At 47.2% G+C, this 17,350-nt stretch carries 14 protein-coding genes; 9 read left to right on the top strand and 5 right to left on the bottom strand.

Translation table 11 applies throughout. From position 1 onward, the window contains the following. Window positions 1–205 precede the first annotated feature (205 nt). From ACY2RR_RS08755 to ACY2RR_RS08740, 4 genes are all read left to right on the top strand, one after another. A complete protein-coding gene (locus tag ACY2RR_RS08755; protein WP_490107753.1) occupies window positions 206–3,481 on the top strand; it encodes a thioredoxin domain-containing protein in 3,276 nt (1,091 codons plus the stop codon). Between the two features lie 263 nt (window positions 3,482–3,744). Beyond that, window positions 3,745–4,803 carry a ribosome small subunit-dependent GTPase A gene (gene rsgA, locus ACY2RR_RS08750; protein WP_490107752.1) on the top strand — a complete coding sequence of 353 codons (1,059 nt, stop codon included), beginning with the start codon at window positions 3,745–3,747 and terminating at the stop codon, window positions 4,801–4,803. Window positions 4,804–4,929: 126 nt separating this feature from the next. Then, the gene (locus ACY2RR_RS08745) at window positions 4,930–5,745 is read left to right on the top strand and encodes an AraC family transcriptional regulator (RefSeq protein ID WP_490107751.1); all 816 of its coding nucleotides are present in this window, start codon (window positions 4,930–4,932) and stop codon (window positions 5,743–5,745) included. Between the two features lie 87 nt (window positions 5,746–5,832). After that, a complete protein-coding gene (locus ACY2RR_RS08740; protein WP_490107750.1) occupies window positions 5,833–6,498 on the top strand; it encodes a LysE family translocator in 666 nt (221 codons plus the stop codon). Between the two features lie 13 nt (window positions 6,499–6,511). Here ACY2RR_RS08740 and ACY2RR_RS08735 read toward each other — a convergent pair whose 3' ends face one another. Continuing rightward, on the bottom strand, window positions 6,512–6,814 hold the full coding sequence (locus ACY2RR_RS08735) for an antibiotic biosynthesis monooxygenase family protein (RefSeq protein WP_490107749.1): 303 nt from the start codon (window positions 6,812–6,814) through the stop codon (window positions 6,512–6,514). Window positions 6,815–7,201: 387 nt separating this feature from the next. Between ACY2RR_RS08735 and ACY2RR_RS08730 the strand changes: the two genes are divergently transcribed. The 3 genes from ACY2RR_RS08730 (at window position 7,202) to ACY2RR_RS08720 (ending at window position 10,369) form a co-directional block, all read left to right on the top strand. Further along, a complete protein-coding gene (locus ACY2RR_RS08730) occupies window positions 7,202–8,956 on the top strand; it encodes a formate--tetrahydrofolate ligase (RefSeq protein ID WP_490107748.1) in 1,755 nt (584 codons plus the stop codon). Window positions 8,957–9,153: 197 nt separating this feature from the next. Further along, window positions 9,154–9,495, top strand: a complete 342-nt coding sequence (locus ACY2RR_RS08725; RefSeq protein ID WP_490107747.1) for an STAS domain-containing protein — start codon at window positions 9,154–9,156, stop codon at window positions 9,493–9,495. Between the two features lie 25 nt (window positions 9,496–9,520). Further along, window positions 9,521–10,369 (top strand): hypothetical protein, encoded by an 849-nt coding sequence (locus ACY2RR_RS08720; RefSeq protein ID WP_490107746.1) that lies wholly within the window; start codon window positions 9,521–9,523, stop codon window positions 10,367–10,369. Between the two features lie 36 nt (window positions 10,370–10,405). Here ACY2RR_RS08720 and ACY2RR_RS08715 read toward each other — a convergent pair whose 3' ends face one another. Both ACY2RR_RS08715 and upp read right to left on the bottom strand, forming a co-directional pair. After that, window positions 10,406–11,686 carry a uracil-xanthine permease family protein gene (locus tag ACY2RR_RS08715; RefSeq protein WP_490107745.1) on the bottom strand — a complete coding sequence of 427 codons (1,281 nt, stop codon included), beginning with the start codon at window positions 11,684–11,686 and terminating at the stop codon, window positions 10,406–10,408. 98 nt (window positions 11,687–11,784) lie between these two features. Beyond that, entirely contained in the window at window positions 11,785–12,411 is a 627-nt protein-coding gene (gene upp / locus ACY2RR_RS08710; protein WP_490107744.1) for a uracil phosphoribosyltransferase, read from the bottom strand. 244 nt (window positions 12,412–12,655) lie between these two features. Here upp and ACY2RR_RS08705 point away from each other — a divergent pair, with 244 nt between their 5' ends. Further along, window positions 12,656–13,213: a hypoxanthine-guanine phosphoribosyltransferase gene (locus ACY2RR_RS08705; protein WP_490107743.1), complete on the top strand. Its 558-nt coding sequence runs from the start codon at window positions 12,656–12,658 to the stop codon at window positions 13,211–13,213. Between the two features lie 48 nt (window positions 13,214–13,261). On the opposite strand, the gene ACY2RR_RS08700 is transcribed toward ACY2RR_RS08705, so the two are convergent. Next, window positions 13,262–14,986 carry a hypothetical protein gene (locus ACY2RR_RS08700; RefSeq protein WP_490107742.1) on the bottom strand — a complete coding sequence of 575 codons (1,725 nt, stop codon included), beginning with the start codon at window positions 14,984–14,986 and terminating at the stop codon, window positions 13,262–13,264. Window positions 14,987–15,166: 180 nt separating this feature from the next. On the opposite strand from ACY2RR_RS08700, the gene ACY2RR_RS08695 reads away from it, so the two are divergent. After that, entirely contained in the window at window positions 15,167–15,442 is a 276-nt protein-coding gene (locus ACY2RR_RS08695) for a PA4642 family protein (RefSeq protein WP_490107741.1), read from the top strand. A 54-nt stretch (window positions 15,443–15,496) separates the two neighbouring features. On the opposite strand, the gene ACY2RR_RS08690 is transcribed toward ACY2RR_RS08695, so the two are convergent. Further along, complete coding sequence (locus tag ACY2RR_RS08690; RefSeq protein ID WP_490107740.1) at window positions 15,497–17,275, bottom strand: SH2 domain-containing protein; 1,779 nt, start codon at window positions 17,273–17,275, stop codon at window positions 15,497–15,499. Between the last annotated feature and the right edge of the window lie 75 nt (window positions 17,276–17,350).

Below are 17,350 nucleotides of genomic sequence, written 5' to 3'. Positions count from 1 at the left end.
ATTTAATTTTAATTATCGAATGGGCAGTTTCATGGATCAGAACAAGGTAACTGGAGCAGGTAGCCGCATTTCATTTACAGAAAGCACATCCACAAGAAAACGAAGAAATTCTTTACCTCCCGAGATAAACGGAGAGAAGAGGCACTGCTCCTTTGGAGCTCGTGATTGCTACTCAGCACCTCCTGAGTCTAAAGAGTTTGCCCCAATGGATGTAAAGGAGGCGGCCTGCTCTTCATCACTCGACTCAGTCACTCCTGTGCAAAAACGAGTTATTGCAGAAGCTTCTTGCCGTACCGATACATTCGAAGAAATCATGAAAGATGTTGGCCAACTCCCCTTGTATGATGATTCATGCTCTATTGAAGCTATGAAAATAGTTTTTGAAAGAATTATTTTAGAACTCATAACATCCCCCTCTTTCAATGAAGAAAAAGCCCGACAGTTACTCGAAAAACTCAATCAAAATACGAAAAACGGTATATACGCCAACAATGCATCCTGCATGTTGAAAGCTGTGCTGCAACGTTTTCCACAGCTGCTTAGAAACCCGGGCACGTACATCACCCTCTTTCATCGCATTAATGGAAACAGCCAGTGTTCACTATCATGGTTACTGTCCAGTGCGGGCTTTCTGGATAATTCCATTTGCTTTAACGACCCTAACCCACCTGAAGGCATTGTGGATAAAAGGCAGGTTAGCGAATTTATTTTCACTTATTTAACAACAGTTCCACCAGAACAGCTTTGGCAGATGCTGAATTTCAAAGACATTCTGTCGTGCATGCAGCTGAACAAGGTTTGCTTCCTACGTTGGCTTCATCACCATCAAGCCTTGGGGTGCAAACTTTTTGATGTCACTTATGCCCCCGAAAGTCAGGTGTACTTTTATAACACTGTCAGCCGGTGGCTCGAACAATGGACAAAAGAATGCGAAGCCAATCCAGGTAAGTATGAAAAGCTCCTCCCGCAAGAGAGCGCCTACGCCGCTGCTAGTTGTGAACTGGTAAAGTTTAGAGGCATATTTTGCGATGCAAACCTGGAGCCTCCGGAAGAATGCAGTGACGATGGGAACCCAGAGTCTTTTGATTTCTGGCTGCAAAGATTAATCATTGCCAATTCCCAATCCTCCTACGCTATTCATCGCCTGCTACCACTGATTAAGGGACTGGACACATTTCACGATACTCTCTGGCGAATTGCCCCTGTTTTAACTCAGGCGAGTTGGAGAGCTATAGCCAGGCACGCAACAGATGAACAAGTAAATTCTCTACTAACTATGAAGCAGCAACTACCTGCTGCAGCTTTAGCCGAGTTGTTATTGCGAAGACCCAGCATTGTTATTACAGCCGAGGATGCTGAGCGTTTTCTGGCTCTCCCCTCAGATCTTCTCGATAAAATTTACGCTATCCCCGCATTTGCCAGAGCATTGCTGGAATTGAGTATTGTTCCGAAAACACCCAGCTGCCGTGCTGCGCTCTTTGTGGCTGCAGATCGTCCAGTAGAAGCAGAAAGAATGATACAGGAGTTTATCCAGTCTTCCTGCCCACCAGATCAGAGTAACGAATGGAAACGACAGTGGGCCTATGCTCTAACATACCTTGCCAGAGCACCATCACTGACCTTGCAATTATTAACCCCCCAAGTAGTTGAAAGACTTGGGAACTCTACACCAGCCAGTACAGCTTTGATAAACAACCCCACAGCTCTGTTAGCAATGCAGCCTCAACAGCAGGATTTTCTATGCACTTATGAAGGCGGTGCGATTATCGCCGATGCGCTTGCAGGCCTGCCACAAATTCCCCGCCCATGGATTGAAATCATCCAGAGGAATATCCATAGCATAGACGCAGACCACCTTGCTCAAGCTACATGGCAACACCCTGAGTTGATGGAATATTTTGGTAAGCTATTCCTTAGCCAGTGCTCTGCTGAGATGAAAAAAACATTGCGTTTAGCACACCGGGAGTACGCTCTGAAACATAGAGAACCGGAACCAGATTTATCGCTGTTTAGAACTGTCGATGACGATGACTCTGTTCCTAATACCAGATACGCTCCAAAACCGTACCAGATGCCTATAGATACGGCTGAAAGAGTTGCCTTTCAATATGAAGCCAATACTGAACGAGCCCTACAGGCTTGCGAGTTCTACAGCAAAGTTGCCTGTAAGCTATGCGAAGATGCACCGGATGCGTTCAATTATGGTCAATGGCATAACCTGGCCAGACAACATTCTGACCTGGCGGTAATGCTGGCTAAGAAAAAACGTCTCAGTTTCGAGGGATTAATCCACTTAGCCACAATCCATGTGGATGTTATGAGCGAACTGCTTGAACATACAAAAACCTACGCCGATGTTGACGAACTTCCTCCGAACACAAATACGGCATTGGTCAGCATTTTAAAACAACCAAGCCATCACAATATTGTTTCAAAGTTGCTTGACTCACATTGTGCGCTGGCTATGAAACCTGAAGACTGGACAACACTGGCCGTTCACCACAAGAGCTTTGCACTGACACTTATTGAGTATGACGAGCTTGAGTCGCTCAGTGGTGAGCAACTTTTAAAGATTGGATTAAAGCACCCAATATTTATCAGAGAGCTGTTAAATCCAGATTCAGAGACGGTTCATTGTTACTCTAATCTCAACAACGAGCAGCTTGTTACGTTAATGAATGAACACCCGGAATTAATCGCTTCCATAAGTAAGGCTGAGTTCCATGCTCCCATCGATTGGAATCTCGTTGCTCAATGTTCCCCCCACCATGCCGATGAAGTACGTCGTTTACAGTTAACTTGTGACCTTCCTTTTATAACAACAAGCCAGTGCGCCCGCCCACCGAAAATAAAAAGAGCACCAGCACAAACAGGCCTGCATTTTTGTGATGGAAGCCCTCTTCCTAAACCGGCCTCCATATCTACGAAGTTTAAGAAAATCTGTAATACCGGTTATGCACTGGATTTTATCGAGTTCTGCAGACAATGTGCTTTCCCACAAAGCTGGCCAAATGAATATCTGAGCAGTCGAGAATCTGATAGCAGCGGCAAAGCCGAAGAAGTTGACACTGATTTTTCCTACAGGATCAGACATTACCAAAGTAATTCTGGCCGGTACTGCAAGAAGTCTCTTGTATTAGACGACCCGGGGGCAATCGAACTCTATATAAAACTCTCTGAGCAGCTGGATAAACATGGAGAAATTCTGGTTTGCAATGGTGAACAAACCTTGGCGATTGTTCGCAGAAGAGGCAAAACGGAGGACACTCACCACACCTTTCTATTCGAGCCAGGTCAAGGTATCCACTTTCTTAAATATGATGCCAATGATTCAGATAGCGAAGATGAAGACAGTGATTCTGGGATAGATTTTATTAGTGACTTACCAGGCCTTGTTGAAAGCAAACTTTTAAAAGACAAAAAAACAAAAAAAATGCTGGTGTTTTTTAAAGTACTCCCGTTACTCGATAGCGCTATGTAACAAGGTACGGGATATTGATTCGAGTCAGTAGCAAGTAAGGACATCGTGGCATACTATTCCACCACGACTCATCAACGATGGAGAACAAAACATGATTGTAAAAAGCCATAACCGGGCCAGCGGATACTAAGTCAGGCATACGTTTTTATGCACTGATTCCCGGCCCGGTATTCACCGGGGCCAACCTGTGCTCACCAAGCATCAGCCCCTCCAATACAGAAAATTTGTAGCGCCCTGAGTTTCAGGAAGCGCACGGGGTATTTATGACATTTCAAAAACAATCTGAAACCATGACACTGGCTCAACTGGGCTGGAAACCATTTTTTCAGCAGCAGTTAACCCTTGAAGATTATGAGATCGCAAAGCCAGCCAGAGTCGTGGCCCAGCACCGCTCCCAGTTTGAGCTGTTAACTGAGGAAGGAACTCTTCGACTGGATGCTCGTCATGACTTTCCAGCTATAACTGTTGGGGATTGGTTGCTTATAGATGAACAAAACCAATTCCTGCGCCTACTGGAACGCACTAGTGTTCTTTCTCGCAAAGCACCAGGCAGTGGACGTGAGGAACAACTGATTGCATCCAATATCGACACGGCCTTTCTAGTGATGTCGATGAACAAAGACTTTAACCTTAGCCGACTTGAGCGTTATCTGAGTTTGGTTCATCAGGCGAATATAGAGCCGGTGATTGTGCTGACTAAGGCCGACCTGTGTGAAACACCTAACGTTTATATTGATCAGATTCGAACTTTGGACTCCATGCTCAATGTGGTTTCAGTAAACAGTCTGGACAGTGCTACCAAGAACCAACTGGGTGACTGGTGCCGCACAGGGCAAACCGTTGCATTTCTTGGTTCCTCCGGTGTTGGCAAATCCACACTGGTAAACACTTTGAATGGCACACAACTTCTGGAAACAGGGGGAATTCGTGAGGATGACAGCAAAGGGCGGCATACCACCCGATCTCGCTCACTTCACCTGCTTCCAGATAGTGGCCTGTTGATGGACACACCGGGAATGCGCGAACTGCAAATTGCCGATTGCGCTGAAGGTGTTTCTGAAACATTTGCAGACATAGAAGCATTAGCTGAACAGTGCCACTTCTCAGACTGCAGCCACCAAAGTGAACCCGAATGTGCGGTTAAAAAGGCTATTGAATCTGGAGAACTGGATAACCGCCGTTTCAACAGCTTTTTAAAGCTTATGCGGGAGCAGGCTCTGAATGGTCAAACTCTTGCGGAAAAGCGTTCATCCGCCAAAGCTACAACCCGAATGCATAAAACCATTCAAGCTGGTAGCCGTGGTATGAAGAAAGGTCTGTAAGGCGTGCAGGCTACCGACCTTGATTGTCAGGATCAGGTAGCCTGCCCTAAGACTAAAGTTAAATAACAGTCCCCAGCCAAATCAGCCTAGAATGGCAGAATACCTTTTGGGAGGGGTTCTTCATTTATGGCCGAGCATCAAGCCAGTTACCACCAGCCATTGCTGATACCAGGGCTTGAGCTTGGGCACCTCAAGGCTCAGGCCTTTGCCTTTGGTAAACACTGCCACGGGGATTACCACATTGGACTTATTCTTAATGGTGGTCTTAGTCAGTTTCATCGTGGAGAAACACACCATATTGGCCAAGGCATGATGGCTATTACCAACCCTGATGAACTGCACTACGGGCAGGATTTCGAGCAGGTTGGGTTCGAGCTGAAGGTCTTTGATATTCCCGAATCACTGCTCCTTGATCTTCAGGAGCAATTTGAGCTGTCTTCCTCACAGATTTATTTCCAGCAGCCGGTTTTTCAGGATCATGAACTCTGGCAGCAAAAGGTTGAACTGTTCTCCATTCTCAGCGCCCCTGATACCGAACCTCTGCTGGCACAGTCTCTCTGGCTGACGGTTATGCACAGCCTGATAACTCGCTGTGGCGGTACACAATCTACTTTCCCGGAATATGGCCTGTCCCATCAAGCAATAGATAAGATTCGGGATTATTGTTTAAGCCATCTGGATAACAAAATCACCCTCGATCAGCTTGCTGCTATGTGCAACCTCAGCGAATACCAGTTTCTGCGTCAGTTTAAGAAAACCACCCACTTCACACCCCATGCCTGGCTGATACAGTTGCGCCTGAATTTCGCCCGACAATTACTGAGAAGTGGTATGCATTCCATCTGTGATGCGGCTCATGCCTCAGGTTTTGTCGACCAAAGCCACTTCAGCAAAACCTTTAAAAAGGCTTTTGGCCTGCCACCTTCGTCTTATACCTGCTAGTCAATTGCTGCAATTTTGTACAAGCCAGCCAAATTTCCTTCCAGCATACTCCTGCACTAAGAAGTAACAACAGCAGGAGTAAAGACTATGACGATGATGGAATATCCTCTGATCTTTATTGGTATCACCCACTTGATGGCAGTGGTTTCTCCAGGGCCGGATGCAGCGCTGGTTATTCGCAACAGTACATGTTTATCGCGCCAGCAGGCTCTATGGGGAGCCCTGGGATTAAGCTGCGGTATCCTCATTCATTCAATCTTTGCACTGACCGGTGTCAGCCTGTTACTGGAAGAGTTTCCATGGGCTAAAGGTCTGGTTCATCTGCTTGGAGGGAGCTACTTGCTGTGGCTTGGATACCAATCAATCAAGGAAGGGGCCGCACATAAAGCCAATAGCGAAAACAATATAACCGCCAACATAGTTAAGGAAGAATCCATCTGGCAAACCTGGAACAAGGGGTTTACAACCAACCTGTTAAATCCAAAGGCCGTGGTTTATTTCGCCAGTATTCTCGCCACTGTTGTTACGCCATCAACCACTTTTTTGCTGAAGGGTTTTCTGATGGGGGAGATATTTATTATCTCTCTGATTTGGTTTGGATTTCTGGCCTTGGCTCTGGCTACACCAACTATGCAGAAAAAACTGCAGAAAGCCCGCACCGGCATTCTTTACTTTACAGGTGCGGTTTTCACCCTGGCTGGCGGCGCCATTCTTATTAACAGCCTGCCAGCCATTTTCAAACTCTTTGCCTGATTCAGACCAATTTTCAGGACATGGTGTAATCACGCTCCACCTTAGCAATCCGGATACGGTAATCCTTAAACAAGGATTCCTTTCCGGCAGCCTGACACATCATGTGTTCCATATCCTTCTTCCAGTGTGCGATAGCCTGCTCGCTTTCCCAGAACGAAAGGCTGCACACCTTGCCTTCGGTAGTCACGCTGGTGAAGCGTTCAGCAGAAATGAAGCCTTCAAACTGACCAACCTTTTCTTTCATTTTTGCGCCAAGGCGCAGGTACTCTTCGGTGCAACCTTCCTTGATTTCCACTTCAAAAATAACTGCGTACATCGTTATCTCAGTCCTTATCTGTTCACGCTAAAAAGCTACAGAGGGATCGCCTTGTAGTCATCAGCTTATGATGACAATGAATTCATAATAAAACTGGCATATTTCAGACATGGCAATCATCGGGGTAAATAACAATTCTTTACAGACAACTCCATTTCAGACTGAGAGCAACACGAATTTCATTAATTGCTGGCTTATCAATACTTATCAACACACCAGATGCCAAAAATACAAGTTTCATTAGAAACAGGTTCTAGGCATCACTCACCGCCTTTCCAACAAAATTGATTCAGATCAAGTTTTATTACCTGTAACTCAGGCATTCTGCCAGCAACCCAGGGCCATAAACATTAACTACCTGATGTATTGCAACAGGGGGACCGCTACGTGAAGTCGGATATTGAAATTTCCAGGGACGCGAACCTAATGCGTATTACCGAGCTGGCAGACAAGCTCGGTCTAAAACAAGAACATGTTGAACCTTATGGCCATTACAAAGCCAAAGTCAGCCTTGATTCCTTTGAAGAACTAAAAGATCGTCCAGACGGTCGTATGGTTCTGGTAACCGCAACCACTCCAACACCTTTTGGTGAAGGTAAAACTGTGAATACCATTGGTATCACCATGGGCCTGAATACCATTGGCAAGAATGCAATCAGCTGTATTCGCCAGCCCAGCATGGGTCCGGTATTTGGTATTAAAGGTGGTGCGGCCGGTGGTGGTTACTCCCAAGTTGTTCCTATGGAAGACTTTAACCTGCACCTGACCGGTGATATTCACGCTATCTCCAGCGCCCACAATCTGGGCTCTGCTGCTCTGGATACCCGCGTATTCCACGAAGAGCGCGAAGGCTACGAAGCTTTTGAAAAGCGTACTGGCATGAAAGCTCTGCGTATCGACCCTGCTCGTATCACCTGGCGTCGTGTTGTTGATCACAACGACCGTGCACTGCGTCAGATCACTGTAGGCGAGCAGACTCCAGGCGCACCAAAGAACATGAATGGTGTACCTCGTTCTGAAGGTTTTGATATCACTGTTGGCTCTGAGCTGATGGCAATTCTGGCCCTGGCTACCAGCCTGCAGGATATGCGTGAGCGTTTCGGCAAGGTGATCATGGCTTACAACCACGATGGCGAGCCTGTGACTGCAGACGATCTGCAAGTGGCCGGCTCCATGACTGCCATCATGAAAGAAGCCATTAAGCCAACTCTGATGCAAAACCTGGAAGGCGGCGCAAGCTTTGTACACGCCGGCCCATTCGCTAACATCGCCCACGGCAACTCTTCCATTGTTTCCGACAAGATTGCTCTGAAACTGGCTGACTATGTTGTGACTGAAGCTGGCTTCGGTTCCGATATGGGCTTTGAAAAGTACTGCAACATTAAAGTGAACGCTGGCGGTAAATCTCCAGACATTGTGGCTCTGGTTTGCTCATTGCGTGGTCTGAAGTCCCATTCCGGTGACTTCCAGGTTGTTGCTGGTCGTGATCTGGACCCTGGCATGGTTGATCCTAACCTACCTGCTCTGGAAAAAGGTATCAGCAACCTGCGCTTCCACATTAATAACGTGAAGAAGTATGGTCTGCCTTGCGTTATCTGCATCAACCGCTTCCCACAGGATACTCAGGAAGAACTGGACTGGCTGCTGGCTAAAGCTCAGGACATGGGCGCTGACGGCGCGGCTATCAGTGAAGCCTTTATTCACGGTGGCGAAGGCGGTATGGCCGTTGCCAACGAAATCGACCGTGTGTGCAACGAGAAGAAGCCTTACTTCAACTACCTGTACAACTTCGAAGATGATATCGCTACCAAGCTGAATGATCTGGTTGTTAAGGGCTACGGCGGTGACAAGGCTGTGATCAGTGATCTAGCTAAAGAGCAGATCGCGGTTCTGGAAGAGAAAGGTTACGGCAAGCTGCCCGTATGTATGGCCAAAACCCAGCTCTCCGTTTCCCACGATCCAAGCCTGAAAGGCGAGCCTACTGGCTTTGAAGTACCTATCCGTGAAGTAAGACTTTCGGCGGGTGCTGGCTTCGTATACGCCCTGTGCGGCACCATCATGACCATGCCTGGTCTGGGTTCCAAGCCTGGCTACATGAAGATTGATATTGATGAGAATGGCGACATTGTGAACCTGAGCTAATCAGGTATCACCACTAACCACCCAATGAAGGAGCCATCAGGCTCCTTCATTTTTATCCCCTGCAACAAACACCTTCCCCTTAATACCAAAGTCTTACTCCCTCCGTTTAACAGCCTTTTGTCTAACAGACTGCCGGGAACTAAATCGGTACCTTGAGCTCGTGACTGGAAATAGATGTACCGGAACAGGAGGTTCCTATGGCATTAGAATTAACACTCGAAGAGTATCAGGAGCTGGCAATCGTTGCTCTGGATGGAAACATTCGAGCCACTAATGCCGACTTCCTGCAGAACACCATCGACACTCTGGTAGAAGATGGGCATTCCCGCATAATTCTTGATTGCCGGGGGCTTATCTCAATGAACAGCGATGGCCTGGCCATACTATCTGACCTTGTCAGATATATGAGAGGCAGAGGAAGACTTGTACTTTGCCACGTAAGCCAGCCAATTCTGGATCTGCTGCATATCAGTGGTCTGGATTTATTTATCGAAACAACATCCGGCAAGAACGAAGCGATTCGTCGGATACTCCACTAACCAACAGAGTAATAAGGAGGCAGGCATGATGATGACTAAAACTGACAACTATACGCGTCAACAGTCTACCGACTCTGCAACTGGTCAAGGGTATCAGGAAAAGCGCCGCTCTCGCTCGAAAGGGCGAAGAAGCCGATCCCCAAGCCTCAGTGGCTCGGGGCGTAAGACGAAGAGAAGAAATTTTACAACTGGTGAGTTGTACAGTTCTTCTGGTAGCGAAGCAGGATACAACTCTGGGGACTCGCTCATTCGTGAACGAAGAGCATCTCGTCGCAGAAGCCGTTCCAAGCCGGTTTACCATAAGAATGGTCACCCCTATGAATTGATGAAGCCACAACTGGAGTCTGCACGAAGTACTGAAGAAGGCATGCATGAAGCGAACAGGTGGCTGGCAACAGCCCTCAGGGAGCGCTTTGAAGCTCACAAAACTTCAGTATCCAGATCTGAAAGCCCTGACACACATATCAGAGATGGTAGAGATATCAGCTTAACAGCCGCCCCCGCACCGGAAGGAAGATGGGGTAAAGTTACAAAGATTTGGAATGCAACGAAAACCTTTGGTTACTATGTTGCCAGTATCAGTATTTATGCAGGAGCAACTGCCGTACTGGCCAGCTGTGCCCTGGCAACCTTTGGCTCGATCCTGCCATTTGCGATACCACCTCTGATTATTGCAGCAGTTATAGGTGGAGGATTGCTGGTTGGTGGCTGCATCGGTTTAGGTGCTGCTAATAGTGGCGAATCATTGCTGCCAGCAAAGAGACACTGGTCAGATATGATGGGTATGACTAACTACTGGAGACGCCTGCAGTTACCAACATCTGCTGCTCTGGGCTTTGAAGCTGCAACACCTGGCGGAACCTCTGGACAATAAGCCTGTATGGGAAAGAGCCCTCTCAGGTGACGCGTTTCAAGGGGAATAGTCTTCGTCTTGATTGCAATCTTCCGGCAGGATGAAATTAAGCAGTGCTGCCGCTATGGCAGCAAGGCTTACCCCCTGAAGTGCAAACACTTCAGTTCCTAATTTTAACTCTCCCAACCCGAATACAAGTGCCAGTGCGATAATCACAAGATTACGAGGGGCCGAAATATTAACCCGCGCCTTAACAATGATATTGAGCCCAACAGCAGCAATTGAACCAAAGAGAAGAACCATAATCCCTCCCATTACCGGCCCCGGAATCGCACCAAACAAAGCTCCCAGTTTACCCAGAAACGCCAGTGCAATTGCCATGCAGGCAGCCCATGTCATGGCCAGAGGGTTCATTACCCTGGTTAACATGATGGCGCCGGTCACTTCCGAATAGGTAGTATTAGGAGGCCCTCCCACCAGGGTGGCAAATGAGGTCGCCAGACCATGGCCAATAAATGTTCTGTGCAAACCTGGCTTTTCTACATAATCTTCACCAACAACCGAGCTGATTGCCAAAACGTCACCAAGATGTTCAATAGCTGGAGCTACTGCCACCGGCACCATAAATAAGATGGCATTAATATTCCATTCCGGTAGAACAAACGCTGGAACTGAAAACCAGGGTGCAATACTGACACTGGCGAAGTCAGTAATACCCATCAAGGCCGCCATACATAAACCACTCAAGACGCCCCCAAGCACTGTTATCAGTCGCATCCAACCATTACCCAGAATGGCAAAGAGCATTGTGGCTCCCAGTGATACTGCAGCAACAAGAATGGATTTTGTTGAGTCGTAAACCTGAACAGCTCCGTCTCCCGCCTTTCCCATAGACATGTTTATGGCTACATCTGCGAGGCTAAGGCCAATCACAATAATAACCGGGCCGACAACAACCGGCGGAAAAATACGATAGAGAAAACCACTCCCCTTTCGCCTGACCATAACGCTCAGAAACAGGTAAAAAACACCGGCAACAGCAGAAGCACCAAGAGTTGCAGGCATACCCCAGTTTTCCACGCTGTAAAGAATTGGGGCAATAAAGGCAAAGGAAGAGCCAAGGAAGATAGGAACCTGCCAGCAGGTAACGATCTGGAAGATGAGTGTTCCAACTCCCGCTGTGAATATTGCAACGTTAGGATCAATGCCAGTAAGAACAGGAACCAGTACCAAAGCGCCGAATGCCACAAAGAACATTTGTCCACCGGCCAATGCTGTTTTAAGGCGACTTTTTTGATAGAGATTATGTTGGTAAGGGCTGTCCGTTTCTGACGCCATCGGATGAAATCCGCAATCTGGGCTCATTGCCCGGGGGCACCAGTCTAGCAACAGAATTCGGAGATGCCGGTTACAGGGCTGCAACCGGCAACAAAGGTTTACTTGGTGCCAAAAATCTTGTCACCAGCATCGCCAAGGCCTGGAAGGATGTAACCATCTTCGTTCAGGCAATCATCAACAGAGGCGGTGAAGATTTCTACATCAGGATGGGCGTCCTGAACCTTCTTAATGCCTTCTGGTGCAGCAACAAGAACCAGTACACGAATATTCTGGCAGCCTGCTTTTTTCAGCATGTCGATAGAAGCGACCATAGTACCGCCGGTTGCCAGCATAGGATCTACAACCAGAGCCATACGCTCGTCAATCTGCTTACACAGTTTTTCAAAGTAAGGTACAGGTTCCAGGGTTTCTTCATCCCGGTACAGGCCAATTACGCTGATACGGGCGCTTGGGATCAGCTCTACAACACCGTCCAGCATACCCAGGCCAGCACGCAGGATAGGTACAACAGTAATCTTTTTACCTTTCAGGCGCTGAACAGTTATGTCACCGTTCCAGCCTTCAATAACGGTATCTTCAAGCCCCAGATCTTTGGTGGCTTCATAAGTCAGCAGGGTTCCGACCTCACTGGCCAGAGTACGAAACCCTTTAGTGCTGATATCTTTTTCACGCATCAGACCCAGTTTGTGCTGAATCAGAGGGTGAGTAATTTCGCGAACGCTCATTTAATGCCTCAGTATTAATATGCCGTAAATTATGTAGGCAATGGCCAGCCCGGTATTCTAATGCCCATCCCTCTGTTACTCCAACATCATCTGACACAATTGCGTGTTCACCACATTCAAATCTAGGAAAAACCACAAAGCCTGTGACATTGATTCATATAGGTATCCCCTGTATGTTTTCGCACCTGACGTATCAGACTTTTCGCTGACACAAACATAACCCCTTTGAGGAGAGGCTCTCCACATGTCCACTGATCTGGACCATATCCAGAAAGTTTTTGATGAAGCTGACTGTCTTTATACTCAAGAACAGGTAGAAGACGCCATACGTCGTATGGCAGAAGAGATCACAGAGAAGCTGGCCGATAAAAACCCTCTCATTTTTGCCGTTATGAATGGCGGCCTGGTGTTCTGCGGCAAGCTGTTGACTCACCTGAAGTTCCCTCTGGAATCTTCCTACATGCACGCCACCCGCTATCGCAACACCACCAGCGGTGGTGAGCTGGACTGGAAAGTTCCTCCCCTGCAGGAATTGGCTGGCCGTACTGTTCTGGTGATTGATGACATTCTCGATGAAGGTCACACACTGGCAGCTATTATTGAGCACTGCGAACAGGCTGGCGCCAAAGAAGTTCTCTCCGGTGTGCTGGTAGACAAAACCCACGACCGCAAAGCCCGCCCCGGGCAAAAGAGTGATTTCACAGGTCTGGAATGTGAAGACCGCTATATCTTTGGTTACGGAATGGATTATCAGGGTTACTGGCGTAACGCGCCTGGCATCTATGCTCTGAAAGGCCACTGATAACAGAGTGAAGTGCGGTGCAGAATAAAAAGTCTGCGCCGTATCTGATTATCTGAGTTTTTTGATTTCTTTCTGCGAAGCCTGATGCTCTCGCTGTAAACGCTTAATCTGGCGAGAATTCTCTTTAAGCCGTTCTTCTGCCTCTTCCAACTGCTGTCTCAAACCGGGGAGCTGGCTATCCGGTGCTGAAAACGCCCCTTTTAAATCCACTTTCTCTTGGCCTACTGTCCCAGTCAGCTCACTGATCTGCCCTAACACTTCTTCGTGGCTTTCATTAAACGCCTGTTGTTTTTCTTCTATCAGCGCGTTCAATCTCTCAATCTCTGCTTTCGCAACACCTCTGCGACTTTCGGTAGAAGCATGCTGATAGTGAGTAAGGTCACGATCAAGTCGACCATCAAATTTGGCCACATCTTTTTGTGCTTTCTTAACCTGGCTTCTCAACTCTTTAAGCTCACCCTCTAGAGCCTTCTCATCCTTTTCAACACTCTTTTCCAATGCCTTTAGCAACTCTTTATCTGCGGTGAGAGTTGTTTTCAAAGTATCCTTCTGAGTCTTAATATTTTCCTTCTCACCCTGCTTCTCTGTCTTTATAGCGCTTTTCAATCGGCCGATAAGATCTCGTATCTGCTCTCGCTTTCTTTTTAGTTTTCCTGCGGTTTTCTTATAAGAAGTTTTCTCTGCTTCTGACACGCTTTTCCTTTCTTTGGAAATGGCTTTCTTATCTTCTGCATCAACCTTCTTATTTTCCTTCTTCAAGTCTTTTACAAGCTGTTCAAAATCTCCTTTGTTGCCGCGAATATCTGCCCGATATTCATTAGCAAAATCAACTGCATCCCTTACGCTCTGAGCTCGCTCCACACCAGAACCTGAAATCTGAACAACCTCTCCACCGGGGAAACGCACGGTAAAGTCTTTACTACTGCGATTAAAGGCTGCAGGATCATCCAATAATTTGTTCAATAACTGGGTGTTATTACTCGCACCTTTAGCCTGCTGAAGAGTATCGCTTCGTTCAGTACTTTGCGTTCTTAAGGCTTCCAGCTTTTGACCTGCCGTACTGACCGCTTTCTTAACCGAAGCAGACGGTGATGGTGGAACCTGCTTTGCAGAACGACTGAACAACTTCTTAACATTGGCAAAAGTAAGACTCTTAGGGCGAGATGGAACAATTTTCTTTACTTTCCCAGGTAGCGAAACTACTCGGTCTTTAATACCTGTTCCCACATAAACGGCTCCAGCCTTTAGAGCCTCTTTCGGGTTCTCTTTCAGAGCGGAAAGTCCAGCTCCGGTGATTTCCTTAGCGGCTGAGCCTGCTTCTTTTGCGGCCTGATACTTGCCACTGGCGTACTGCCCTGCACTTTTCGCAGCACTTTTTGTTGACTGCATAGGATGCTGGGCAAAATGAGCTGTACCTTTGGCCAGAGCTTTACCAGCATCGCGACCAGAGCGGAGCTTGTTTAACGCTCCATCTTTCAGGGAAATGCCTTTTGATTTGGCTTTACCACCCAACCACGATAAAGCCTGCTTCATTCGGCCAGGTTCTTTATCGGTCACATCTTCCGTGGAACGCTCAGACAGCTCGGTATCGCTGACAGAGCTGTCCGTATCAACATCCTGCTGCTCTTTCAGAGAAACCGTAACATCAGACAGGGACACCGAGCGACTACCACTGGAGAAGGGAGCCTTGACTGACTCGCCCAGCCCCGTTTTTTCTGGAGTCCCCAGATTCTGGAGAGACTCAACACCACTCGAGCGCCCAAGTGAATCCATGAATAAAAGCAGCCATTAAAGTTCTATCCATCGTGTATCGGCAGATTCGGGTGATGAATGCGGGGCTTACACTTTCTTGAATACCTTTGCCTTACCCCAGCCTCTGGATACAATGAGCGTCAGAAAAATGCCACAGCCCGAATAATAATTATTGAGAAGTCTCATCCGGAGTGCAGAAGTATGAAAAAAGATAAGCAAAAGGTTATTGGCGAAGACTTGTCTGATGACCGAATCAAAAAACTGCTTACCCTTGAAAGTGAAGAAGGGGTTAGCAAGGATTACTTCATCCTGATGCGCGCATACAGGGCGCTTCGCAGCCATGATTTCGCCCGCTTTATCACCTTTTTTAAAGAAGCTGGCTTTGATGTGAATGCCAAAGGCCCTGATGGTTTAAGCCTTCAGGAAGAAATGAAAGGTCACGCTCAGGCTGAACCCTATTTGCGGGCTATGGCTTAACACCTCAACATCAGGAGCGCCTATGTCCGAGATGCGGCGCTCCTTTTATGAACTTCAGCGCAACATAACGTCATGAACGGTAGCCAGTCCTCTGACCATATCATTTGGTTTATAGAGAAAATCTCCTTTATTGGTTCTCGCCAACCATGATACCAGGGGTAAAAATTTTCCTGTTTCTTCTGAATCAAGATACACAGCATCTACAGAGCCATAGCTCCTTAGGGCTAGCAGCTCACCAGTTTCCCAAACTTTAGAAGCCAGAAAACCTAATGAGTCTAGATTTAATAAGGGAAATAACCCTGCCCGGTATCCCCGCACGAACATGTTTTGAAGTTCAAATTTTTCCTGAAAAGTTTCAGGTAAACGATGCCGGGCGAGATGCCCTGGCTGAAGATCATCTTCAAGAGCTCCAGGAATGGTGAAACTACTGGTTACTGACCTCCTGTCAGTCTCTACAATCGTTGTACTACCCTCCTTACTACTGGTCTGAGTGCGCTTTTCAGCAGAATATTTAATAATCCACCCGTGAACTGACTGAGGCCCAATAGGTGGAAAAGTCAGAGTAATATTTGCAATGCTGTCCTCTTCATACAGAGCCGATACAACCTTGGCCGATTCAAGGCTGGTAAATAGCTCCACATGCAGGGTAGATAGCTGTTGCATATCACTCCCCTTCGGAATCACCTTGGCATAAGCAAAAACCTGCCTACCTTTCCTTTTCCCAATATCTCCCAGAGCTGCAATAAAATAACTGTCATCGGGGGAAGATGTATATCTCGCCATCCAAACTGTCTTATTTTTTGCATCAACCAGGGCTTGGTTAAAGTTCGGCGAATAGGTTAGCAATGGATCCAGAAGGTAGTGCAAACCAACCCAGCTTAACGGACCCCTTAGCCAACCATAAATAAGGGTTGGCCTTTTGGCTCTTAAAGGTCTTAGGTCAACAGCTACAGTCTTTTGCGCTGGCACAGTTTGCTCAGGAGCTTTCTGTTCTGGCCCTAGCGATTTTGGTTCTTCTGTCGGCTCGGATATGTTAGTTACAGATGGAGCAGACTTTAGTTCTGACTCCTCTTCTGGCTTGCTGACCTGTGGGGTTTCTGATTGACTGACCTGCTTAGGTTCTGGCTGAACATCTGTCTCATCAGCTTGCTTGGTTTCTACGCTGGCCTCAGTTTGCTTCTGAGAGAGAAAATCCGAAACATCGATAGTAAGATCCAGTCCTTCAGCTTTAACAGCGGCCAGCTTAATAAGAAACTTTCCATTCTCACTATCGGTTTGCTCTGTATCATCAGCGCCAAATACTGCCCGAAGCCTGTCACCTAGAACTTTCAGTGCTGCCTCTTGCTTTAATTTAACAAGCTCGTCATCAGACCAGGATTCTTGTTCTTTCTTAGACTCTTCTATTGCAGCAAGGATCAATTCCTCCTCTTTTAAGGACAGCCGCATAGAGTCTGTGGGTTCGACAGGAGGTGGAGGTAGAGCTGCTGCCACAACAACAGGAACGACGTTGCCTTGCTCTAGTTTTCTTTGCGCTCGTGTTTTCACTCCTCCTGAAGCTGGAGGAGTCATAGGCCCTTCAACCCCTCCCTTGAAACTCCCTTTCCTCTGTTTTCTTACACGCTTTTTAGTTTTGTCAGGTGCGTCTTCACCAACTATCGGCAAATGAGAGCCTCCCGAACTATCTGAAAGCCCGGCCTCCTCTTCCAATGCTACAGCACCATTTATATTGGTACCGGACTTAGCTGGAGGGCCAGCCTCTTCACTGGCCGGAACTCTGCAAGTGAACAGTAAAAATAAGACGGATGTTGCATAAATCAGGTTAATCTTTCGCATGCTTCCTCCTATTCGTGAGGAAAATTACACGCAGAAAGGTATAGCCCTAAAAAAAACGACTATGGTCACATAGTC

This window comes from Parendozoicomonas sp. 2304DJ65-17, assembly GCF_058148445.1.
This window is presented reverse-complemented; position numbering and strand designations above follow the sequence as displayed.